Source organism: Thermaerobacter nagasakiensis (assembly GCF_055396825.1).
In genome coordinates, this window is record NZ_AP043740.1 from 1,562,603 (window position 1) to 1,585,314 (window position 22,712).

Below are 22,712 nucleotides of genomic sequence, written 5' to 3' on the forward strand. Positions count from 1 at the left end.
TCGAGCCCGGGCCCGTGCGACCCGTGCCGGTTGGGCGGCAAGCCCCATCTACCATACCTCGACGATGTAGCACTTGAGGTAGTCGCTTTCCCCCGCCCCCAGCAGGACGGGATGGTCGGGGGCGGCGCCCCGCCGCTCCAGGATCCGGACCCGCCGGCCCACATCCCGGGCGGCGTCCAGCAGCATCTCTTCGAACAGGTCGCGGGTCATGTGGTAGGAGCAGGAGCAGGTGACCAGGATCCCTCCGGGCGGCAGCATCTTCATCGCCCGCAGGTTGATCTCCTTGTACCCGCGGTAGGCACCGGCCAGCGCCTGGCGGTTTTTGGCAAAGGCCGGGGGATCGAGGATGATCACATCATAGCGCTCGCCTTCGGTCGCCCGAGCCCGCAGAAAGTCAAAGGCGTTGGCGTGGTGGAAGGTCACCCGGGCCTCGCCGCTGCCCAGCTGGCGGCGCACCTGCTCCACGTTCTCGCGGGCCACGGCCAGGACCTCTTCCTGGATGTCCACCGCCACCACCTCCCGGGCGCCGTACACCAGGGCGTGGCAGGTGAAGGCCCCGGTGTGGCAGAAGGCATCCAGGACCCGGGCCCCCCGGACGTAGCGCCGCAGGGCGGCCCGGTTGTCCCGCTGGTCCAGGAAGTGGCCGGTCTTGTGCCCCCGGGCCACGTCGACCACCAGCGGCAGGCCGTTCTCCCGGATCACCACCCGCGGGTCGAACCGGCCCCTGAGGAACCCGGCCCGCTGGGGCAATCCCTCCAGCTCCCGGACCGGCACGTCGTTGCGCTCGTAGATCCCCTCGGGCGCCACCAGCTCGTCCAGCAGCTCGACGAGCAGCGGCTGCCAGCGGTCGATGCCCAGGGCCAGGGTCTGGACCACCAGCACCCCGGCGAACCGGTCGACGATCAGGGCGGGCAGCAGGTCGGCCTCGGCGAAGACCAGCCGGAAGCTGTCGGTGTCGGGCTGGGTCGCCTGCAGGCGCCGGCGCAGGGCCAGGGCCCGCTCCAGGCGGCGGCGGAAGAAGGTGCGGTCGATGCCTTCGTCCGGGTCGGCGGTCAGCAGGCGGACGAAGATCATGGACCGGGGGTTGATGTAACCCTTGCCTACGAACCGCCCCCGGGCGTCCACCACCTGGACGATGTCGCCGGGGTCGTAGGCGTCGTCGGAGACGGTGTAGACGTCGGTGCGGTAGACCCAGAGCCGGCCCTGGCGCAGGGCGGCATCCCGCCCCGGCTTGAGCTGGACCCGGGTCGCCCGTTCCCGCGGCAGGCTCGCCACGGCGGGACCGGTGCCGCTTCGTCCTGCGTCCCCTGCGTCCGAGGAGGTTGGAGGCAAGCTTGGACCCTCCAGATCAGGCAATGGAATTGTTTCCTCCGCACCAGCCGGCAGGTCCGTCGCCGCATCAAGCCCGGCCTGCCGTTGCGTCCGGTGCGGCACAGGCCGGCTGCGGGCCGCCGGTGGCCCGGCCCGCGCCGCGGTACGCCAGCCGTCACGCCCGCCGGCGCCCCGCCCGGCCCAGCGGGTCCGGGCCGGAGCCCGGCCGGCCCGGCTCGGAGCCGGGCCGCTCCGGCGGCCGGTGCCGGTGCAGGGCGTAGCTGCCCTGGGCCGTGGCCACCAGGCGGCCGGCGCCGTCCCGCACGTCGGCCTGGGCAAAGGCGATCCGGCCACCCAGGCGCAGGACCCGTCCCTCGGCCATGACGGTGCCCCGGACCGGCTCCAGGAACCGGATGGACAGCTCGATGGTCCCGCCGATGCGGTCGCCGGCCGGCAGCAGCGACAGGATGGCGTTGCTCATGGCACCGTCCACCAGGGTGGCCAGGGCCCCGCCGTGGACATTCCCGAAGCGGTTGCCGATCTCGGGCCGGGCGGGCAGGCGCAAGAGGGCCCGCCCGGCGGCCGCCTCGACCACCTGGATGCCCAGGTGGCGCCGGAAGGGGATGGCGTCGTCGGGATGGCGCGGGTTCGCCAGACCAGCGGCGTCGGGGCCGGCGCCGTGGCCGGAACCGGGGTCCGCGCCGGTGCCGCCCGCAGGCTCGCCGCCCGGAGGGGTTCCGCCCTGGGGCGCCCCGGGCCCCCTGCCCGGAGGGGTTCGGCCCTGGGGTGGACGGGGCTCCCCGCCCCCAGGGGTTTCGCCCTGCTGTGCACCGGGCTGCCCGCCCGGCACCGCGGCCCCCGGCGCCGGGACTTCCCGGTGCGTCATGGGCCCGATCCTTCCCCGGCCGCACCCCGCCAGCGGGCGGTGTGGCGGTCGATGGCCTCGGCCAGGGTGAAGTCCAGATCGGTGAGGCCCCCGGCGCTGTGGGTTGTCAGGGCGAGGGTGACCTGCCGGTAGCGGATGTCGATGTCGGGATGGTGGTTCATCCCTTCGGCCAGCCCGGCCACCACGCCCACGAAGAACACGGCGTCCCGGAAGGAAGCCAGCCGGTACACCCGGCGGAGGGTGTGGCCCTGGCGCTCCCACCCCGGCAGGGACGCCAGCCGCTCCTGGATGGCCGGCTCGTCAAGACGCTGGGGCATTCCCATGCCTCCCCCCGTCCAGGCGGCGGCCCAGACCCCGGGCCAGGCCGCACCGCCGCCCCATCCGGTCCGGGCCCTGAACCGCCATGGGAGGAAGGTCCTGAAGGCCCGCCCCCCCTGGAGGGCCCGGGTTCGCCCTTCCATGGTACACCACGCCGGTACACCACGCCGCCGGGCCGGGCTTCAACGGTCCCGGACGGCGGTTTTTCCGGCGTGGCCGGCGTGGCCCGGGTCCTCCGGGTGGCCGGGGTGGCGGGCGGCAGCCCCGGCGAAGGATGCCGCGGCGTCGATTGCGGCCGCGGGGCCGGCGGCCGCGATCAGGGCCGCCAGCTCGGCCGAGCGGGCCGCGGCCCGGTGGACGGCCCGCCGCACGGCGTCGGGGACCGCCATCTCTTCCAGCACCGCCAGGGCGGCGGCGGTGGTGCCGTTGGGGGAGGTCACCTGGCGGCGCAGTTCCTCGGGCGGCAGGCCCGTATCCCGCAGCATGCTGCCCGCCCCCACCACCGTCCAGACCGCCAGCTGGCGCGCCACCTCGGCGGGGAGCCCTAGCTCGTGGGCGGCGGTGAGCATGGCCTCGACCAGCAGGTAAACATAGGCGGGGCCGCTGCCGCTCAGGGCCGTGACGGCATCGAAGGCCGGTTCGTCCACCTCGACGGTGGCCCCCACCAGGTCGAAGAGCCGCCGGACCCTGGCAAAGGCTTCCTCGCTGCACCCGGGCGCGGCGCAGAGGGCCGTGACCGACTGACGCAAGCGGCTGGCCGTGTTGGGCATCGCCCGCACCAGGTGCCGCCGGCCCGGCAAGCGGCGGGCCATGTCCTCCAGCCGGATGCCCGCCGCCACCGACACCACCACCGCCCCGGGGTCCAGGTAGGGCGCCACCTGCTCCAGCGCCACCGCCATGTCGGCGGGCTTGACCGCCATCAGTACCACCTGGGCACCGGCCAGCACGGCGCCCTTGTCGCGTTCCGCCCGGACGCCGTACCGGGCCGCCAGTTCGGCCAGCCGCTGGTCGTTGCGCCGGTTGGTCACGGCCAGGGCCTGGGGGTCGAACCCGGCATCGACCCAGCCGGCGATCAGGCACTCGGCCATCTTGCCGGCACCGATGAGGGCCACCGGGATGTCAAGGCCGGTCATGGAGGCCACTTCCCTGGGATGTGCTTGCGGCTTCGGGTTTGCTTCCTGCCTCGGGGCTGTCCGGGCGGGCGGCGGGCCGCCCCAGGTCCAGCCGGCCCGGCAGGAGCTGTTCCGGTGCCGCCGCGCCGGGAAATCAAAAACCCCCGCCCTGCAAGGGCGGGGGTACCGCGGTACCACCTTGCTTCACCGGACGGCCGGCCGCGGCAGGGCGTGATCCCATCCTTGCCGCGCCCTCCCCGCCAGGCGCGAAGGCGAGGGGGCGACGGCGCCGGGGCGAGGGGCGCCGGCGGCGCCGGCCCGCCCGATCCGGGGCGAGACCACCCGCGGCGGCCGCCGGCGGCAGGCCTACCAGGGGCCGGACCTGCCAGCCGCCCGTCCGGTCTTGAGGGATGGCGGGATGGCGCCATCCCCTGGCCCGCGTAACGGGCGGGCGCCGGTGCGGTTCGGGCCGGTTCTTCCTGCGGCGGTTGGTCCTGCAGGGCGAACACGGCCGTTGCCGCACGGCTCAGGGGTGGGTCGAGGCACCGGGCCGGGCCGGCCCTTGCAGCCGCCGGGGCCGGCTCTCTGTCCCGGCCGTGGGGGTGCCTCCGGGTCCCGTCATCGCCAAGGCCGCATAGGTGCTTTCGGATATTTATACATGCCGGCCGGCGAGATTACAAGCCTGCGCGAAGCCGCCGTCCCGCCGAACCGGGCCGAGCCGCCGCACCAGCCACCGGCGGGTGCCTGTCCGGTCCTGTGCAACCGGCGCGGGGCCGCCGCCTGAGGGCCCAGGGGCGGTCGAAAGGGGTCGCCCGGCCGCTGGCAGCAGCAGGGTTTGACTGGTTTCTGCCGAAAGCAAGGATCTATCGCCGAATTCCGGCGGCGGCGGGCCGATTGAGTCCCTGGGCCCGCGGGATTCCTCAACGCACCAGTCTCCTGGGGGTGGTCTTTTTGTCGTTACGGCGCATTCGGGTGGCCGCGGCCGCCCTGGTGGCGGCGGTCGCCCTGGTGGCGGCCGCCTGCTCCAGCGGCGGCTCCCAGCCGGCCGGTTCGACCGGCGGTGGAAGCGGCGGCAGCGGGGGCACGGGGGACCAGGCGGGGCAGAGCCGGCTGCAGGTGGTGCTCAGCCGGGGCAAGCTGATCTGCGGGGTCAACGGCCAGCTGCCCGGCTTCAGCTACCTGGACCCCAGCGGCCAGATGACGGGCTTCGATGCCGACTTCTGCCGCGCCATCGCCGCGGCCCTGTTTGATGATCCCAACGCCGTGGAGTTCCGGCCCCTCAGCGCCCAGGAGCGGTTCACCGCCGTCCAGTCCGGCGAGGTGGACGTCCTGATCCGCAACACCACCTGGACCCTGGGGCGGGACACCGTCAACGGCATGGAGTTCCTGCCCACCACCTTCTACGACGGCGGCGGCGTGATGGTCCGCAAGGACCGCAACGTCAAGAGCCTGGCGGACCTGGACGGCGCCACCATCTGCGTGCTGAGCGGCACGACCAACGAGATGGTGCTGACCGACCGGATGCGCGCCCTGGGCGCCAGCTTCACGCCCAAGACCTTCGAAGATGCGGACCAGCTCTATGCTACCTATGAATCGGGCGGCTGCGATGCGGTGACCAGCGACAAGTCGCAGCTGGCCGGGCGGCGGGCGGTCCTCTCGGATCCTGACAACCACGTGATCCTGGACGAGATGCTGTCCAAGGAGCCGCTGGGACCGGCCGTCAAGAACAACGACTCGACCTGGTTCGACGTGGTGAAGTGGATCGTCTTCGCTACCATCCAAGCCGAGGAGTTCGGCATCAACTCGCAGAACGTGGACCAGTTCAAGAACAGCGACAACCCGGACATTCGGCGCTTCCTGGGCGTCGAGGGCGAGCTGGGCAAGGGGCTGGGCATCAGCAACGATTTCGCCTACCGCGTGATCAAGCACGTGGGCAACTACGGCGAGATCTACGAGCGCAACCTGGGACCCGACACGCCCTTCAAGCTGGAGCGGGGCCTCAACGAGCTCTGGACCAACGGTGGTCTCCTCTACTCGCCGCCCTTCCGTTGATGCCGCGGGCCGCTGGCGGCGGGAACGTGGCGGTTCCCGCCGCCAGCGGCATCCGGGCAGGCGCCCGGCGTGGTCGCCTCGGGCCCGTTCCGCTGGCCCCGGCGCTGCGGGCCCCCAGAGGTTCGGCCGATCCGCCGCCGCGGCGAGCAGCGGTGCCGGCCCAGGACGCGGGCCCGGAGCCGCCGGGCCACGCCGCCGGGCGTCAGGGGCGTCCGCAGATCCCGCGTTTTCTGGTCAAGAGGAGGGGGGTTTATGACGGCATGGCCCACCCGACGGGTGCGGTCCGGGGTGGGTGACATCCGCCTGCGGAGGCTGCTCCTTCAGCTGGCCGTGGTGCTGGTTACGGTAGCAGCGGGTACCTACCTTTTCGGCAACGTCCAGCGCAACCTGCAGCAACTGGGCATCACGCCCGGCTTCGACTTCTTGCGCCATCCCGCCTCCTTTGCCATCGGGGAAAGCTCGATCCCCTACCAGGCGACGGACCCCTACGGCCGCGCTTTCCTGGCCGGCCTGGTCAACACCCTGCGGGTGGCCGTGCTGGGGGTCGTCCTGGCGACGGCGGTGGGGGTGGTGGCGGGGCTGGCTCGCCTGTCCGCCAACGGGCTGGTGCGGCTCCTGGCCTCCCTGTACGTGGAGGTGACCCGCAACACGCCCCTCCTGCTGCAGCTCTTCTTCTGGTACGGTGCCATCGTCTACACCCTCCCGCCGGCGAGCCAGGCCCTGGCCCTTCCCGGGTCCGTGTTCCTGATGAACCGGGGGCTGGTGCTGCCGGCCCCGCGGCCGGGTCCGGGCTTCCCCACGGCGGTGGCCATCCTGGGACTGGCGCTGGTGGCAGCGGCGACGGCGTACCGGATCCTCCTGCGCAAGCGGCTGGAGGAAGGCCGGGAAACCAGGCCGGGCCTGGTTGCCCTGGGCCTGCTGGCGGCGGGCGGTCTGGCGGCCGCGATCCTCCCCGCGGGCCCGGCCCTGGTGCTGGAGAGGCCCCAGCTGGCCCGGTTCAACTTCCAGGGCGGCCTCATGCTGTCCGCGGAATTCACCGCCCTGCTGCTGGCGCTGGTGATCTACACCGGAGCCTTCATCGCCGAGGTGGTGCGGGGCGGCGTCCTGGCCGTTCCCCGGGGCCAGTGGGAGGCGGCCCGGTCGCTGGGGCTCTCGCCTTTCTTGGTGCAGCGCCTGGTGGTGTTCCCCCAGGCCCTCCGGATCATCGTGCCGCCCCTGACCAGCCAGTACCTCAACCTGATCAAGAACTCGAGCCTGGCCATGGCGGTGGCGTTCCCCGACCTGCTGAACGTGAGCAGCACTATCGTCAACCAGACGGGCCGGACCCTGGAGATGCTCCTGCTGGTCGGCGCCACCTATCTGGCCTTCAGCCTGCTGACGTCCCTGCTGATGAACCTCTACAACCGGTCGCTGCGGCGGGGGGTGGCGTAGATGGACGAACCCGCGACGGGTCCTGCCCTGCCCGAACCGGCACCGGTCCGGCCGGCGGCAGGGCAGGCCGGCCCGGCCGCAACCACGGTGGCGGTGCCGCCGCCCCAGGCGCCCTGGCCGCAGCGGGCCGCCGCCTGGGCCCGCCAGAACCTGCTGGCCAGCTGGTATCACGGCCTGCTCACGCTGGTGGCCCTGGCCATCCTGGCCCTGGCCGGCCGGGCGGTCCTGTCCTGGGCCTTGGGTCGGGCCCGGTGGGACGTGGTGACCGACAACCTGCTGCTCCTGCTGGTGGGCGCCTACCCCCGCGACCAGCTGTGGCGGGTGGTGGCCGCCCTGGTGCTGCTGGCGGTGCTGGCGGTGGTCAGCGGCCTGGCGTGGGCCGGACCGGCCCGCTGGCGGCGCGCCCAGATGCCGGTGGTGGCGGCCTGGGTCGTGCTGGTGCCGGCGGCCATGGTGCTGGTGCTGTCGGTGCCGCGACAAGGCGGCGCGGGCACGGGGTACGGTTTGATCCTGACCCTGGTGCTGGCGGTGGCCGGCATCACGCTGTCCTTTCCGCTGGGGGTGCTGCTGGCCCTGGGCCGCGTCAGCTCCCTGCCCGTGGTCCGGGCCCTGTCCATCGCCTACATCGAGCTGGTGCGCGGCACGCCCCTCATGGTGGTGCTGTTTTTCTCCATGACGGCGCTGCCGCTGTTCCTGCCGCCGTCGGTGCGGCCGGACCTGGTCACCCGGGCGGCGGCCGGGCTCGTGCTGTTCACCGCGGCGTACGTGGCCGAGGCGGTGCGCGGCGGCCTGCAGGGTGTGCCCCGCGGGCAGGTGGAGGCCGCCCAGGCCCTGGGCCTGACGGGAACCCAGGCGGTGCTGCTGATCATCCTGCCTCAGGCCCTGCGGGCGGTGATCCCCGCCCTGGTGGGCCAGTTCATCAGCCTGTTCAAGGACACGTCGCTGGTGGCGGTGTGGGGCCTGCTGGAGTTCGTCGGCGTCGCCCAGAGCGTGCTGTCCAACCCCTCCTACCTGGGCCGGCACGTGGAGATGTATGCCTTCGTCGCCGCAGTGTACTGGGTCTTCTGCTACGGCATGTCGCTGGCCAGCCGGCGGCTGGAGCGGCGTCTGGGCGTGGGGGAGCGCTGAGGCCCCGGCGGGTTCAAGGACCCCGGCTATCGGACGGCGGGTCGCCCCGGCAGGCCGGGGGCGCGGGCCGGCGCGGGCCGGAAGGGCGCGGGCCCGCCGCCGGCGGCGACCGGGAGGGAGGCGAGACGGATGATGCCCAAGGGCATGGCCAGTGAGGGCGCCCGGAACGGCAACCGGCCGGGCGCCACGGGGCCGGAAGGACGCGGCGGAACCGCATTCCCGGCGACGGGCCGGGCGGCCGCGACCGGCGGTTCGGCGACGCCGGCCGCGGCGGGTGGCACGGCGCCGGCAATCGGAGCCCAGCCCATGGTGATCTGCGAAGACGTCCACAAGTGGTTCGGTGCCGTCCACGTGCTCAAAGGGGTGAGTCTTCAGGTCCAGCCCGGCGAGGTGGTGGTGATCATGGGCCCCTCGGGTTCGGGCAAGTCGACCCTGATCCGGACCATCAACGCCCTGGAGCCCATCCAGCGGGGCCGCATCGTCGTGGACGGCATCGAGCTGGGGCCCGACCTGCACCGGATCGAGGCAGTGCGCCGGGAAGTAGGCATGGTCTTCCAGCAGTTCAACCTGTTCCCCCACCTGACGGCGTTGCAGAACGTGACCCTGGGCCCCATCTGGGTGCGCAAGTGGCCCCGCCGCCGGGCGGAGGAACTGGCTCGGGAGCTACTCGCGCGGGTGGGCCTGGCCGACCACGCCCACAAGTACCCCGCCCAGCTGTCGGGCGGCCAGCAGCAGCGAGTGGCCATCGCCCGGGCCCTGGCCATGCAGCCGCGCATCATGCTCTTCGACGAGCCCACCTCCGCCCTGGACCCGGAGATGATCAAGGAAGTCCTGGACGTCATGCGGGAGCTGGCCGCCTCGGGCATGACCATGCTGGTGGTCACCCACGAGGTGGGCTTTGCGCGGGAGGTGGCCGACCGCATCGTCTTCATGGACGAGGGCATGCTCCTCGAGGAGGCGCCGCCCGACCGGTTCTTCCGCGAGCCGGCCCACGAGCGGGCCCGGCGCTTCTTATCCCAGATCCTGCACCCCTGACTGGTTCAAGATCCTGCAGCCCTGGCCGGGAACCGGCGGCAGGGGGCAGGGGGATGGCGGAGGCGGCCGCCACGGGATGCCGCCGCGTAGGGCTACAGGGGACGGGCGATTGGTTGCGCTGCCCACGACAGACCAACATAATGGATGTGGTCTGCATACCGGCGCGCCGGGTGACGGGCGCGGGACGAACCGGCCCCAAGGTGGCCGGGCCCGCGGAGCCCCGGGTGGCCGCCCCGCGGGGCGCCGCCCTCGGCGCCCGCCGGGGGCGGCGAGGAGGAGCGTCGATGGCCGACTCGAAGCGATACGTCATCGTAGGCAACGGTGTCGCCGGCACCACGGCGGCCGAGACCATCAAGAAGCTGGAGCCCCAGAGCCAGGTCACCCTGCTGGCGGCCGAGCCCTACCCGCTCTACAACCGGGTCTCCCTGCCCCACTACCTCAAGGGCACGGTGTCCGAAGACAAGGTCTTCATGCGGTCGGTGGAGCAGCACGCCGACAAGGGGATCGACCTGCGCCTGGAGACGCGGGTGGTTTCGGTCCACCCGGACGAGAGGGTCGTGGTGACCGAGGCGGGCGAGACCTATCCCTATGACCGGCTGCTGATCGCCACCGGGGGCCGGCCGCGGCCCCTGCCCGCGCCGGGCGCCGACACCCCCGGCGTCTACTATTTTCAGACCCTGGACGACACCCGCCAGATGGTCGAGCGCTTCGCCACCGCCCGGCGGGCCGTGGTGGTGGGGGGAAGCTTCATCGCCTACGAGCTGGCCGAAGGGTTCCGCCGCCGCGGCCTCGAGGTGGTGTGGCTGATCCGCGGCCCCCGCTGGCTGCGCCGCATCCTGGACGAGGACGGCGGCCGGCTGGTGGACCTGCTGGCCCGGGACCACGGAATCGAGATCCTCTACGGCGAAGAGGTGGCCCAGGTCCACGCCGCCGGCGGCACCGTCAAGGCCGTGACCACCACCGGCGGGCAGACCATCGAGGCCGACATGGTCGGCTGCGGCCTGGGCCTGGACTTCTACACGGAGCTGCTGGCGGGCAGCGGGGTCGAAGTCCAGGGCGGCGTGGTGACCAACGAGCGGCTGGAGACCAGCGTGCCGGGGATCTATGCCGCCGGGGACGTGGCCCGCTTCTTCGACGTGTTCATCGGGCGGCACAACCAGATGGGCACGTGGAACAACGCCATGACCCATGGCCGTGTGGTGGGCGCCAACATGGTGGGGGCCAACCGGCCCTACCGCGAGGTGCCCGTCTACTCCAGCGGTCTCTTCGACTCGAAGATCACGGCTATCGGCGCCACCCCCGAGAACCACCCCGAGGTGGAGGCCGTCTCCCACGTCGACTGGGAGAACCGCCAGTACCAGCGCCTGTTCTTCCTGGACGGGCGGCTGGTGGGGGCGGTGTTGATCGGCGACCTGCGGGCGCGCAAGAAGATCGTCGACATGATCACCCAGCGGGAGACGGTGGACGATCCCAACCGGCTGATCCTGTCCCTGACCTGATCCCGGAACCCATCCCGCACCACGGACCCCCCCGGACCTCCGGGGGGAGGCTGGGGGGGCCGGCGGGCAGCAAGCCGCCCCCCCCACGGCGATGCCCGCCGTGCCCGGCCGCCCCGGGCATGGCAGCTCCTGCCTGCCGTGGGGCCCCGCCCACGGGCGGGGCCGCCCTTTCAGCCCGCCGGCGGCTGCTCGCGCCCGGGCGGGTCCGGCCGGCCCGGGCGAGCCCCCCTGCCGTTCCTCCGCCGGCCTCGCCCTGCCGTGCCACCTCCCACCGGCCTGGGCCGCCCTTCCGGGCCCAGGCCGCCGCACCGCTGGAGAGTTCCCTCGCTGCCGCTCCGTCCCCGTGCCGAACGCCCCTGATGCCCGAGCCGATGGGCGCCGATCCCCGCTGTGCCCGGACGGGCGCTCCCGGCTGCCCGGCGCCGGCGACGGGCCGCCGGGGCCCGTGGGCTGCAAGGGGCGGCTTACCCAACTTGCTTGGGACTGCGGCGGGTGCAAGTCCGATGCTCCCCACTTGCAGAGAAGACCCCCGGATGCGCTGTGCAAGTCGTTCCGCCATGGCAACGGATGGTTCTTCCGGTACAAACCTGGCGCCGCCAGCGGTCGTTCCCCGGAGGTGAACGGTCGGCCCTCGACGGTGAAATGCATGGCAGCGGCAGGATGCCTTAGAATCATCGCCAACTGGTGGTATAGTGGTGTTAGGCAAAGGGGTGAGGGCAGTGGCCAGGGAGTTGCACGACCCTGCAACGGGTGCACCCAGGACCTTGACCGGCGAGTTCAACTGGAAGGTGGGCGGGCAGCAGGGCGAGGGCATCGACAGCACGGGCGAGATCGTGTCCCAGACCCTCAACCGCCTGGGCTATTACGTCTACCAGTACCGGCACTTCATGTCCCTGATCAAGGGCGGCCACACCAACTACAAGGTGCGGGCCGCGGACCATCTGATCCGGCATCACGGGGACGAGCTGCACGTCCTCATCGCCTTCGACCAGAAGACCATCGACCACAACCTGCACGAGCTGGTCCGGGACGGCGTGGTGGTCTACGACGACACCTTCAAGGCGCGGGTCCCCGAGGGCCGGCCGGTGCGGGTCTACGGCGTGCCGCTGACCAAGATCGCCCGGGAGCTGGGCAACCCCATCATGAAGAACATGGTCGCCGTGGGCGTGACCGCCGCCCTGGTGGGCCTGCCCGTGGAGGAGTTCCGGCCCACCATCGAGGCGCGCTTCGGCGGCAAGGGCGACCAGGTGGTCGAACTCAACATGGAGGCCCTGCGCCGGGGATTCGAGTACGGCGTTCGGGAGATCGGCCAGGTGGCCACCCTGCCCCGGCGCCCCCAGGTGCAGCGGCGCCTGTTCATCTCCGGCAACGAGGCCATCGCCTTCGGCGCCCTGGCGGCCGGCTGCCGCTTCCTGGCCGCCTATCCCATCACGCCGGCCACGGAGATCATGTACTGGTTCCTCAAGAACTTCCCGAAGTACGGCGGCGTGGTGGTCCAGGCGGAGGACGAGATCGCGGCGGTCAACATGGCCATCGGCGCCAACTATGCGGGCGTCCGGGCCATGACCTCCACCTCGGGGCCGGGCATCTCCCTCATGCAGGAGGCCGTGGGCCTGGCCGGGATGTCGGAGACGCCGCTGGTCGTCGTCGACGTGATGCGGGGTGGCCCCTCCACGGGCCTGCCCACCAAGACGGAGCAGAGCGACCTGAACGAGCTGATCTTCGGCACCCACGGCGAGATCCCGCGCATCGTGCTGACCCCGGCCACGGTGGAGGACTGCTTCTACCTGGCGGTCGAGGCCTTCAATCTGGCGGAGCGCTACCAGTGCCCGGTCTACCTGGTGAGCGACCTGTCCCTGGGCATGTCGCGCCAGTCCATCGACGGCTTGGATTACAGCCGGGTGCGGATCGACCGGGGCGCGCTGATCACCCAGGAAGAGCTGGACGCCATGGAGCGCGGGGCCTACAAGCGCTATCTGGTCACCGAGTCCGGAATCTCCCCGCGCAGCCTGCCGGGCATGCGCAACGGCCGCTACGTGGCGCTGGGCAACGAGCACGACGAGGCGGGCACCGAGGAGATCGAGGACACCGCCACCCGCGAGATCCAGATGAAGAAGCGCATGCGCAAGCTCGACAGCCTGGATCTCAGCGACTACGTCGACTACTACGGGGACGAACCGGCGGAGCGGGTCGATCTGCTGCTGGTCGGCTGGGGATCCACCATCGGCCGCATCCAGGAGGCGGTAGCCCGCCTGGAAAAGGACGGCTACAAGGTCGGCCACCTGCACCTGCGGGCCCTGCACCCCTTCCCCCGGGCGAAGGTTCGCGGCTACCTGCAGGCGGCGCCCCGGGTGCTGGTGGTGGAGAACAACTACACCGGCCAGCTGGCGGGGTATCTGGCGCGGGAAGTGGGCTTCCACGACAAGATCCAGAACTGCACCAAGTACGACGGCGACCCCTTCCTGGCCAGCGAGATCTATTCCCGGGCGCGTGAGGTGTTGCTCCATGGCTAAGGTGGCGGATTTCCGGGCGGCCCGGCCCACGTGGTGCCCGGGTTGCGGTGACTTCGGCGTGCTGAACGCGCTGGCCCGGGCGGTGACCGACCTGGGGCTGGAGCCCGAGGACGTGGTGGTCGTCTCGGGCATCGGCTGCTCGGGCAAGATCTCCCAGTACTTCGGCGGATATGGGTTCCACGGCATCCACGGCCGGGCGTTGCCCATCGCCCAGGGCGTCAAGCTGGCCAACCGGGAGCTGACGGTCATCGCCGCCGGCGGCGACGGGGACGGCTACGGCATCGGTCTGAGCCACGTGATCCACGCCATCCGGCGCAACGTGGACCTGACCTACATCGTGATGGACAACCACATCTACGGCCTCACCACGGGCCAGCTGGCGCCCACCAGCGACAAGGGCATGAAGACCAAAACGTCGCCCTACGGTTCGGTGGAGGAGCCCATCCGGCCCCTGGAGCTGGCACTGGCCCAGGGTTGCGGGTTCGTCGCCCAGGCCTTCTCCGGCGAGATCAACCACATGGCCGAGGTGTTCAAGAAGGCCATCCAGCACAAGGGGTTCTCCCTGGTCAACGTCTTCAGCCCCTGCGTGACCTTCAACAAGCTGAACACCTACGACTACTTCAAGGCGCGGCTGGTCAACCTGGACGAAGACCCGGACTACGACCGTCACGACCGGGCCGCCGCCCTGCGCAAGGTGATGGAAACGGGCGGCATGGTGATCGGCGTGGTCTACGAGACCGACAAGCCGACCTTCGAAGAGCAGCTGCCCGGCTTTCCGGAGGAGGGCCTGGTCCAGCAGGACCTGGAGCTGGGCGAGGACGACTACCAGGAGCTGGAGGCCCAGTTCGCGTAAAGGTTGGGGCAACGCTGCCGAAGGGCACAGGGGGCCGGGTCGTCCACAACGGGATGGGCCCGGCCCCGTCCCTTGGTACGCCGGGGTGGCGGGCCGGGCGGCGGCTCGCATCGAGGGGCGGCTGGCATCCGGTCGACCGCCCCGTGCCGCAGCGCAGCCTCCACCCATTGCGATAGGTCCCCTGCCGCCGGCCGCCGGCATCGGGCGGCTGTGATAAGGTGTATGAAAAAGGGGGTGGGCGGCCCGGCGGCCGCGGCCCGGTTCGCTTGTCCCCGGCCAGGGAGGTGAGGGCATGATCACCCTGACACCGGAAGCGGTGGCCAAGGTCAAGGAACTGCTGGCCGAGCGCCAGCGGGACGACCTGGCCCTGCGCGTCTTCATCCAGCCCGGGGGCTGCAGCGGCTTCAACTACGGGCTGGCCCTGGACTCCAACCTTCACGACGACGACACCGTGATCGATCAGGACGGGGTGCGGGTGGTGGTCGACTCCGCCAGCGCCCGCTTCCTCAAGGGTGCCCGGGTGGACTACGTCGAGTCGCTGTCGGGCTCGGGCTTCGCCATCCACAATCCCAACGCCGTCCACACCTGTGGCTGCGGCCAGTCCTTCCGCACCCGGGACGAAGCCGGCCAGCCGGCCTCCTGTGACGAAGCGGGCGCCGCCCTCTGAAGGGCGGCGCCCCTGCTCTCTCCGGGGACCTGGGCGGCCCGTTCCTGGCGGTATGGCGGGTCCGGCACCGCCGTGAGACTGCGCTTCACGCCTGCCGCGCCTGTCTCCCCTGTGCCGGCTGCGTTGCCGGCGCTGTGTGCCTCGCGGCGGCGCCGGGCCGCGCGGGTACGGTGGGCCCGACTTCCGGGCCCGGGTCCGGTCCGCCGGGGACCGGGGCCGTGGCCAACCCCAGGAGGTAATACCGCAAGCCGTCGGCCAGAGCTTGCCACGAGGCGTCAAGAATGTTGGTGGAGACGCCCACCGTCCCCCAGCGGGCCCGGCCGTCGGTGGACTCCACCAGCACCCGTACCCGGGCTCCGGTGCCGGCGTCCCCTTCCAGCACCCGCACCTTATAATCCACAAGGCGCACCTTCCCAAGATCGGGATAGACCTCCGACAGCGCCTTGCGCAGGGCGGCATCCAGGGCGTTGACCGGGCCGTTGCCTTCGGCCGCCGTGTGGACGACCCGCTCACCCACCCGGACCTTGATGGTGGCCTCCACCCGGGATCCCGCCGCCGGGTCGTGCAGGGCGGTGACCCGGTAGGACTCCAGGAGGAAGGGCCACCCGGGTCCGGCCGTCTCCGGGGCGGGGCCTTCCGGGAAGGCCGCCGGCCTGCCCGGGGTGCCGGCGCTGCCCGCCGCCTGCTGCACTTCCCAGGCCAGCAGGGCCAGGGTGCCCTCGGCGCCTTCGAACTGGTAGCCCTCGTGCTCCAGCTCCTTGATCCGCTCCAGCAGCCGGGCCAGGGCCGGCTCGTCCAGCTCCGCTCCCAGCACATAGCGAAGGTTGGCGCGGCCGCTCAGCTCCGACACCAGCACCCGGCGGTCGTTGCCCACCCGGGCCGGATCCACGTGCTCGTAGAGGGCCGGCTCCTTGAGGAGGGCGGAGACATGGATGCCCGCCTTGTGGGCGAAGGCGTTGGCCCCCACGTAGGGCGCTTCCTCCCGGTGGGGGAGGTTGGCCACCTCGCTGGCGAATCGGCTCACGGCGGTCAGTTCGGCCAGGGCCCCGGGGGGCAGGCAGCGCAGGCCCAGCTTGAGCTCCAGGTTGGCGGCCACGGTGAGCAGGTTCGCGTTGCCGCAGCGCTCGCCGTAGCCATTGATCGTGCCCTGGACCATGCGGCACCCGGCGGCCACGGCGGCCAGGGAGTTGGCCACGCCGAGGCCGGCGTCGTCGTGGCAGTGGATGCCCAGGGGGGTCCGGGTGGCGGCGGCCGCCGCCCGGACGGCCCGGGTCACGGCGTCCGGCAGGGAGCCGCCGTTGGTGTCGCACAGGACGAGCCAGCTGGCGCCGGCTTCTTCCGCCGCGGCCAGCACGGCCAGCGCATACTCCGGGTTGGCGGCAAACCCGTCGAAGAAGTGCTCCGCGTCGAAGATCACCTCCCGCCCGTGAGCCACGAGGTGCGCCACCGTCTCCCGGATCATGGCCAGGTTCTCCTCCAGGCGGGTGCCCAGGGCGACGGTCACGTGCCGGTCCCAGGCCTTGCCCACCACGCAGACCACCGGCGTGCCGGCGGCCAGGGCGGCCGCCAGGGCTGGGTCGTGCTGGACCACCACGCCCGGGCGGCGGGTGCTGGTGAAGGCGACCAGCCGGGATCGCTGGAGGGGCTGGTCCTCCAGGGCCCGGAAAAAGGCGGCGTCCTTGGGGTTCGATCCCGGCCAGCCGCCCTCGATGTAGGGGATGCCGAAGTCGTCCAGGCGGCGCGCCAGGCGCAGCTTGTCGGCCAGGGTGAGGTGGATGCCCGCCCGCTGGGTGCCGTCGCGCAGGGTGGTGTCATAGAGCACCACGTCAACGGGCCCAGTCCCTGGTCCCGCGGCGAGGGATCCGGGGCCTGGACGCACTGCCGGGTGGGTGCGGCCGGGGGAACGCGCCTAGAGCGGGGCGCCGCCGGCCTGGGGGAGACGGGCTGCCTTGCCGTCGCCCATGGGGAATCACCTCCTGGGGGGTCTGGATGCAAAAAGCCCCCGTCCCGAGGGACGGGGGCTTTCCTTTGCGATGCCATCCGCGGTACCACCCTCATTGGCCTGCAGCCCCGCCGGACCGTTCCCACCGGGCTGGGCGGCAGGAGCCGGTGCGGGAGGAGACGGAGCAAGGGCTGCCGGCCCTCTCGCCAGGCACGGCCCGCAAGGGGCGATGCCCTGTCCCGTTAACGGGAGAACCCGGCCGCGTCTACTGGGGTGGAACCCGGACGCGATGCAGGCGGCACCTGAACGCGATGCAGGGAACCACCCGTTCGGGCGGCGGCGGGCCGTTTCCTGCCCCTGCAGCGGCAGGGGCAGGAAACGGCCTGGGAGGGGATCTTCCCGCGGGGCCGCCGGACGGGACTTTCAGCGCTCAGGTCCCGCTCTCTGGCCGGGCGGCCGCCGAGTACTCGTCCTCCCGGCGCCGTTGGGCACGATGGGGCCGGTCACGGCCGTTGTCACGGGGCTACCACGGTTTGCCGATTACTATGGGGTCCCGGCGCCGGCCTGTCAAGGGGTCAGGCGGCTCTGGCCGGCGGGCCGGGACCTGGCGTTGGGGCCGCCGGGACGGCCCCTCACACCGCCGGGGTCGACCCGGGCCTGCGGATCCAGCCGCGCCGCACCAGCTGGTAGTAGATGGTGCAGCCCAGGCAGAACCCGCGGGTGGCGATGAAGGCCACCGTCGCCACCGCCAGCAGCGCCCCCCAGCCCACGATGGCGCCCGAAAGGGGCGCCACCGGCGCCAGCAGGTACAGGCCCGCGGCACCGATGCCGAAGAACAGGCTGGCCAGGGTCTGGTTGAAGCGCTGCACGTGGGCGTCTTCCCGCTCGGCCCCGGGCAGGCGGCGGGCCAGCAGCGGCCGGGCCAGGTGGAACACCAGGTGGGCCCGGGGACCGAAGACCAGAGGCAAAACCAGCACGACCAGCCCGATCAGGGCGCCGGGGCGGAACTGGAACAGGAAGCTCAGCACCGCGGCCAGGATGATGAAGGTCTGGTTGGCCCGCACCAGGGGCACCGGGATGCCGTCGCGCACGGTGGGTCCCTCCTCGGGGTAGGCGGCCAGGGGCCATCGGGCAGGCAGTGGGGCTGCTCACACCTTGCCTCGAAACCCTATCGCCTTACTCGATATTCCCTGGCCCGATTATGGGACCCCGCCGTCATCCTCGTCAACGGCAAACTGCCCATCCGAAGACCCGCTGCTCGAAGCGCCGCCGTTCGAGGCGCCCGCAGTGGCACCCCGGCCGGCGTCCCGGCCGTCACGGCCGGCGCTGCGGCCGTCACGGTCGGGGCTCACCGGGTCACCGGACCTGCTGTCCCCCCAGACACGGGAAACCCGCTCCTCAGGCTGCCGCGGGAACGGGCCGGGGCTTGGGCCGGTGCGGGCGGGCGGTGCGGCCCGGGCGGTGGGGCTCACACCCGGCGCAGCACTTCGTAGACCCCGAGCTCGCTGCGGGCTCCGGTGGCGGCCCCGGTGTCGCGATGGGCATGCTGGAAGTGGGCGCTCCGGCGCCAGGCCTCGAACGCCTCCCGGGACTCCCAGCGGGTCACCACCAGGTACTCGCTGCGGCCGCCGGCGCCGCCCGCAGCATCCGCTGCGCCGGCCCCGGGATGACCGGCCAGGCCGGTCGCTTCCCTGCGCCAGAACTCGAATCCCAGGCAGCCGGGGACATCCTTCATGCCCGGGGAGCGGGAGAAGGCCTCCTCCAGGCGCTGCTCGGAGCCTGGTTCGGGCCAGATGCGGTTGATGACGATCAGCATGGCACCTACCTCCTCCTTGCGGCGCAGGGGCGCCCCGGGGGCATGGCCCTGCGCGGGGGTGGCCCGGGGCACGGGCGGGCGGCCCCTGGGCCCGGTGATCCTCGGGGTGAAGGGCGCCTGCCGAATGCCGGTCGAACGCCGGCGGCCCCCTGGCAACGGGCGCCATGGGGGCGGCGCCTTGCCCCAGGACCGCCCGGCCGCACGGGTCGCGCCGGGGGCGGCCGCTCCGCCGGGGGCCGTCCCCGTAGCGTGCAGGGTGGGCGGCGGGCGGCTCCCCTTCCCAGGGTTCCCCGGGCGGCCACAGGGCTCCTGCCGTCCCGCCCGCCGCCAGGACCGTCCCGCTCGCCGCCAAAAACCGAACATTCTCCCCGACAATTCAGGATTGACATTCGATAATGATCCGCCTGAAATGGGAGGTGGACGAGGAACGTACCCACTATAGAACCGAACAATGCTCGGCAACCCGTTGCCATCCACGTACCGGGGAGGGATCACCGTGGAACGGGACGAACCGGCGGGCAGCCCGGCCGAAGCCCTGGGCGGGCGGGCCGCCGCGCCCCGGGTCGGCATCCTGATGGGGAGCGATTCGGACCTGCCCACCCTGCGCGAGGCCTTCGCGGTTCTGGAGGAGCTGGACATCCCCTTCGAGGCCACCGTCGCCTCGGCCCACCGCACCCCCGAGCGCGTAGCCCATTACGCCACCACGGCTTCCGAGCGAGGCCTGGAGGTCCTGATCGCCGCCGCGGGCAGTGCCGCCCACCTGGCCGGCGTGGTGGCGGCCCATACCCTCCTGCCGGTGATCGGCGTGCCCCTCAAAGGCGGCGCGGCCGGAGGCCTGGACGCCCTGCTGGCCACGGCCCAGATGCCGCGGGGCGTGCCGGTGGCCACCGTCGCCCTGGACGGTGCAGCCAATGCCGCCCTGCTGGCGGCCCGCATCCTGGCCCTCAAGGATCCCCAGCTGCGCCGGCGCCTGGAGGCCTACCGGCAGCGCATGCAGGCCCGGGTGGAGGAGGCCGACCGGCGGCTGCAGGCCGAGCTGGGGAGGGCCACGGCCCACCTTCAGGAGGCCTCCGAGCCCCCGTCGCCGTCGCCGGCCCGGCCGGTGTCCCAGCCCCCGTCTCATCCCCAGCCTCATCCTGGGCCCGAGCCGCAGCCCGAGCGCCAGCCCCAGCCCCGGTTTGGCGGCGGGCGGGCCACCCCCGGAGGGCAGGCGGTGGCCTCATGATCGAGCGCTACACCCGGCCCGCCATGGGCCGCCTCTGGACCCTGGAGCACAAGTACGCCACCTGGCTGGAGGTGGAGCTCCTGGCCGTCGAGGCCTGGGAGGAACTGGGCACCGTGCCCCGCGGCACCGCGTCCCGCATCCGGCAGCGGGCCCGCATCGACGTCGACCGCATCCTGGCCATCGAGCGCCAGGTGCACCATGACGTCATCGCCTTCACCACAGCCATCGCCGAGCAGGTGGGCGACGACGCCCGCTGGGTCCACTACGGCCTGACCTCCTCCGATGTGGTCGACACCGCCCTGGCCGTCAACCTGGTCCAGGCCGTGGACCTGCTGCTGGGCGAGGTGCGGGCGCTGCGCCAGGCGGTGGGCGAGCAGGCGCGGCGCCACAAGCACACGGTGATGATCGGCCGCACCCACGGCGTCCACGCCGAACCCATCACCTTCGGCCTGAAGCTCGCCCTCTGGTACGCCGAGCTGGGGCGCAACCTGGAGCGCCTGGAGCGGGCTCGACGCACCGTGGCGGTGGGCAAGATCTCGGGGGCCGTGGGCACCTACGCCCGGGTCGACCCGCGGGTGGAGGCCTACGTCTGCCGCCGCCTGGGCCTGGAGCCCGAGACGGTCTCCAGCCAGATCGTGGCCCGGGACCGCCATGCCGAGCTCCTGGCCGCCCTGGCCATCCTGGCCGGCACCTACGACAAGATGGCCGTGGAAATCCGCCACCTCCAGCGGACCGAGGTCCGGGAGGTGGAAGAACCCTTCCGCGCCGGCCAGAAGGGCTCCTCGGCCATGCCCCACAAGCGCAACCCCGAGAAGTGCGAGCGCATCTCCGGCCTGGCCCGGGTCCTCCGCGGTTACCTGGTCAGCGCCCTGGAAAACCAGGCCCTCTGGCACGAGCGGGACATCTCCCACTCTTCGGTGGAGCGCATCATCCTGCCCGACGCCCTGATCCTGGCCGATTACATGACGGCCCTGCTGGCGGAGATCGTCCGCGACCTGCACGTCTATCCCGAGGCCATGGCGGCCAACCTGGAGCGGACCGGCGGCCTGATCTACTCCCAGCGGGTGCTGCTGGCGCTGGTCGAACGCGGCCTGCGCCGCGAGGAGGCGTACGCCATCGTCCAGGAGCTGGCCATGCGGGGCTGGCAGGGGGAGGCGCCCTTCCAGCAGCTGGTGGCCGCCGACCCCCGGATCCGGCGGGTCCTGGCGCCCGGCGAGATCGAGGCCCTGTTCGACCCCCGGGACGACCTGCGCCACGTGGATTTCATCTTTCGCCGGGCCGGCCTGGAGCCCGGCGAGGACGGCTGACGCGGCGTTTCAGGGAGGGGAGCAGCCGTGGCGATGGCGGAACCGGCCCTGCCCCCGCGCGGGGAGCGGCTCTACGAGGGGAAGGCCAAGGTCGTCTTTGCCACCCCGGATCCGGGGCTGGTGCGGATCTGCTTCAAGGACGATGCCACCGCCTTCGACGGGCGCAAGCGCGGCACCATCGGGGACAAGGGGCGCCTCAATGCGCGGATCAGCGCCCACCTGCTGAGGGTGGTGGAGGCGGCGGGCATTCCCACCCACCTGGTGGCCGAGGCGGGCGAGCGGGAGCTCCTGTGCCGGCGGGTAGAGATCATCCCGCTGGAGGTGGTCGTACGCAACGTGGTGGCCGGCAGCCTGGCCCGCCGCCTGGGTCTGGAGCCGGGCCGCGTGCTGGACGAACCGGTCACCGAGCTCTACTACAAGCGGGACGATCTGGGCGATCCCCTGATCAACCGCGCCCACGTGCGGCTGCTGGGGCTGGCGACCGCGGAGGAAGTGGACCGCATCGAGGCCATAGCCCTGGCCGTGAACCGCGTGCTGCGCTCCTACCTGCTGGAGCGTGACCTGGTGCTGGTCGACTTCAAGCTGGAGTTCGGGCGGGCATGGACCCCGGCGGCTCCGCCGGCCGCCGCCCCCGCCGCCGTGCCGGCTGAAGGCGCGGGGGCGGTCCCGCCCACGGAACCTGGGGCCGGTCCCTCCGGTCAGAGCACCGGCCCCGCGCCGGGCCAGGACGGAGGCGGCGGGTCCGGCCCGGGCACCGGCTCGCGGGGCACCCCGGGGCCGGGTTCCACCTTACTGCTGGCGGACGAGATCTCCCCCGACACCTGCCGCCTCTGGGACCGGGTCACGGGCGAGCCCCTGGACAAGGACCGCTTCCGGCAGGACCTGGGCGGCGTGGCCGGCGCCTACGCCGAGGTGTGGCGGCGGCTGGAGGGACAGCGATGAGTCGCCTGTGCGAGGCCGGCGAAGGCCTGGCGGCGGGCCGCGGCCCGGCCCGGGACGGCGCCGGGGCGGCGGCCCCCGTTCCGGGGCGGCACGGACGCCCGGTGGCAGGCCGGGCGCCTTCGGGGACCGGCGGCAACCCGGCGTCAGGGGCTTCCCGCAAGTCCGGCCAGGGCGAAGCCCTCCGGCCGCAGGGGAAACCGGCCCGGGGACGGTCGAGAGAGAAAGGCCGGTCCGCCATCGCGGCGACAAGCGGTGATCCAGGGTCCCCCCCCGGCGGGCCGGCCCCCGGCGTGAGGCCGGCAGGGCGCCGGTTCTTCCGGGTGGTGGTGGAGGTGAGCCTGCGCCCCGGGGCGCTGGATGCCCAGGGGGAGGCGGTGCGCTCGGCCCTGCGGGCCCTCGGCTACCCGGGCGTGGCCGCGGTCCGGGTGGGCAAGCGCATCGAGCTGGACCTGGCGGCGCGGGACCCGGGGGCGGCGGCGGAACAGGCCCGGGCCATGGCCGAGCGGCTCCTGGCCAACCCGGTGCTGGAGGTGTACCGGGTGCGGGTGGAAGGGGGCCTCGACCCGGCCGCCGCCGGGGTGTCGGCGGAGCATGGTGCCGATCGCGGCGTCTAAGGGAACCTGCGACCCGGGCCGGGGGAACCAACCTTGGCTCGGGGCGGGACGCGGGCGACGC

Annotated in this window: 19 protein-coding genes; 12 read left to right on the forward strand and 7 right to left on the reverse strand. The window is 72.6% G+C overall.

The annotated features are described in order from the left end of the window. Nucleotides 1-48: 48 nt before the first annotated feature. From ACZ5T9_RS06640 to proC, 4 genes are all read right to left on the reverse strand, one after another. Nucleotides 49-1,332 carry a class I SAM-dependent rRNA methyltransferase gene (locus tag ACZ5T9_RS06640; RefSeq protein ID WP_464832298.1) on the reverse strand — a complete coding sequence of 428 codons (1,284 nt, stop codon included), beginning with the start codon at nucleotides 1,330-1,332 and terminating at the stop codon, nucleotides 49-51. Between the two features lie 154 nt (nucleotides 1,333-1,486). Next, nucleotides 1,487-2,197 carry a PaaI family thioesterase gene (locus ACZ5T9_RS06645; RefSeq protein WP_464832299.1) on the reverse strand — a complete coding sequence of 237 codons (711 nt, stop codon included), beginning with the start codon at nucleotides 2,195-2,197 and terminating at the stop codon, nucleotides 1,487-1,489. Next, nucleotides 2,194-2,514 carry a 4a-hydroxytetrahydrobiopterin dehydratase gene (locus tag ACZ5T9_RS06650; protein ID WP_464832300.1) on the reverse strand — a complete coding sequence of 107 codons (321 nt, stop codon included), beginning with the start codon at nucleotides 2,512-2,514 and terminating at the stop codon, nucleotides 2,194-2,196. Before ACZ5T9_RS06650 ends, ACZ5T9_RS06645 begins: the two co-directional genes overlap by 4 nt. A 183-nt stretch (nucleotides 2,515-2,697) precedes the next feature. Further along, entirely contained in the window at nucleotides 2,698-3,648 is a 951-nt protein-coding gene (gene proC / locus ACZ5T9_RS06655) for a pyrroline-5-carboxylate reductase (protein WP_464832301.1), read from the reverse strand. 921 nt (nucleotides 3,649-4,569) lie between these two features. Between proC and ACZ5T9_RS06660 the strand changes: the two genes are divergently transcribed. From ACZ5T9_RS06660 to erpA, 8 genes are all read left to right on the forward strand, one after another. Beyond that, nucleotides 4,570-5,679 carry an amino acid ABC transporter substrate-binding protein gene (locus tag ACZ5T9_RS06660; protein WP_242823249.1) on the forward strand — a complete coding sequence of 370 codons (1,110 nt, stop codon included), beginning with the start codon at nucleotides 4,570-4,572 and terminating at the stop codon, nucleotides 5,677-5,679. Nucleotides 5,680-5,931: 252 nt separating this feature from the next. Next, on the forward strand, nucleotides 5,932-7,110 hold the full coding sequence (locus tag ACZ5T9_RS06665) for an amino acid ABC transporter permease (RefSeq protein WP_464832302.1): 1,179 nt from the start codon (nucleotides 5,932-5,934) through the stop codon (nucleotides 7,108-7,110). Next, nucleotides 7,111-8,238, forward strand: a complete 1,128-nt coding sequence (locus ACZ5T9_RS06670) for an amino acid ABC transporter permease (protein ID WP_464832303.1) — start codon at nucleotides 7,111-7,113, stop codon at nucleotides 8,236-8,238. 306 nt (nucleotides 8,239-8,544) lie between these two features. Further along, the gene (locus ACZ5T9_RS06675; RefSeq protein ID WP_040827019.1) at nucleotides 8,545-9,273 is read left to right on the forward strand and encodes an amino acid ABC transporter ATP-binding protein; all 729 of its coding nucleotides are present in this window, start codon (nucleotides 8,545-8,547) and stop codon (nucleotides 9,271-9,273) included. Nucleotides 9,274-9,557: 284 nt separating this feature from the next. Next, nucleotides 9,558-10,772, forward strand: a complete 1,215-nt coding sequence (locus ACZ5T9_RS06680) for an NAD(P)/FAD-dependent oxidoreductase (protein ID WP_464832304.1) — start codon at nucleotides 9,558-9,560, stop codon at nucleotides 10,770-10,772. Nucleotides 10,773-11,491: 719 nt separating this feature from the next. After that, nucleotides 11,492-13,285, forward strand: a complete 1,794-nt coding sequence (locus ACZ5T9_RS06685; RefSeq protein ID WP_464832305.1) for a 2-oxoacid:acceptor oxidoreductase subunit alpha — start codon at nucleotides 11,492-11,494, stop codon at nucleotides 13,283-13,285. After that, nucleotides 13,278-14,138, forward strand: a complete 861-nt coding sequence (locus tag ACZ5T9_RS06690; RefSeq protein WP_464832306.1) for a 2-oxoacid:ferredoxin oxidoreductase subunit beta — start codon at nucleotides 13,278-13,280, stop codon at nucleotides 14,136-14,138. The genes ACZ5T9_RS06685 and ACZ5T9_RS06690 overlap by 8 nt, the downstream gene beginning before the upstream one ends. Before the next feature lie 292 nt (nucleotides 14,139-14,430). Beyond that, nucleotides 14,431-14,805 carry an iron-sulfur cluster insertion protein ErpA gene (gene erpA, locus ACZ5T9_RS06695; protein WP_006903705.1) on the forward strand — a complete coding sequence of 125 codons (375 nt, stop codon included), beginning with the start codon at nucleotides 14,431-14,433 and terminating at the stop codon, nucleotides 14,803-14,805. An 85-nt stretch (nucleotides 14,806-14,890) separates the two neighbouring features. Here the strand turns inward: erpA and cimA are convergent, their stop codons facing one another. The 3 genes from cimA to ACZ5T9_RS06710 form a co-directional block, all read right to left on the reverse strand. Beyond that, the gene (gene cimA / locus ACZ5T9_RS06700) at nucleotides 14,891-16,630 is read right to left on the reverse strand and encodes a citramalate synthase (protein WP_464832307.1); all 1,740 of its coding nucleotides are present in this window, start codon (nucleotides 16,628-16,630) and stop codon (nucleotides 14,891-14,893) included. Between the two features lie 749 nt (nucleotides 16,631-17,379). Continuing rightward, complete coding sequence (locus tag ACZ5T9_RS06705; protein WP_464832308.1) at nucleotides 17,380-17,838, reverse strand: DUF4395 domain-containing protein; 459 nt, start codon at nucleotides 17,836-17,838, stop codon at nucleotides 17,380-17,382. 377 nt (nucleotides 17,839-18,215) lie between these two features. After that, nucleotides 18,216-18,563 carry an antibiotic biosynthesis monooxygenase family protein gene (locus tag ACZ5T9_RS06710; RefSeq protein ID WP_464832309.1) on the reverse strand — a complete coding sequence of 116 codons (348 nt, stop codon included), beginning with the start codon at nucleotides 18,561-18,563 and terminating at the stop codon, nucleotides 18,216-18,218. Nucleotides 18,564-19,059: 496 nt separating this feature from the next. On the opposite strand from ACZ5T9_RS06710, the gene purE reads away from it, so the two are divergent. The 4 genes from purE to purS all read left to right on the forward strand — a co-directional run bounded on the left by purE (nucleotide 19,060) and on the right by purS (nucleotide 22,651). After that, entirely contained in the window at nucleotides 19,060-19,788 is a 729-nt protein-coding gene (gene purE, locus ACZ5T9_RS06715) for a 5-(carboxyamino)imidazole ribonucleotide mutase (RefSeq protein ID WP_464832310.1), read from the forward strand. Next, nucleotides 19,785-21,095, forward strand: a complete 1,311-nt coding sequence (gene purB / locus ACZ5T9_RS06720; protein WP_464832311.1) for an adenylosuccinate lyase — start codon at nucleotides 19,785-19,787, stop codon at nucleotides 21,093-21,095. The genes purE and purB overlap by 4 nt, the downstream gene beginning before the upstream one ends. A gap of 27 nt (nucleotides 21,096-21,122) precedes the next feature. Beyond that, on the forward strand, nucleotides 21,123-22,037 hold the full coding sequence (locus ACZ5T9_RS06725) for a phosphoribosylaminoimidazolesuccinocarboxamide synthase (RefSeq protein WP_464832312.1): 915 nt from the start codon (nucleotides 21,123-21,125) through the stop codon (nucleotides 22,035-22,037). 290 nt (nucleotides 22,038-22,327) lie between these two features. After that, the gene (gene purS / locus ACZ5T9_RS06730; protein ID WP_464832313.1) at nucleotides 22,328-22,651 is read left to right on the forward strand and encodes a phosphoribosylformylglycinamidine synthase subunit PurS; all 324 of its coding nucleotides are present in this window, start codon (nucleotides 22,328-22,330) and stop codon (nucleotides 22,649-22,651) included. The last annotated feature ends 61 nt before the right edge of the window (nucleotides 22,652-22,712 follow it).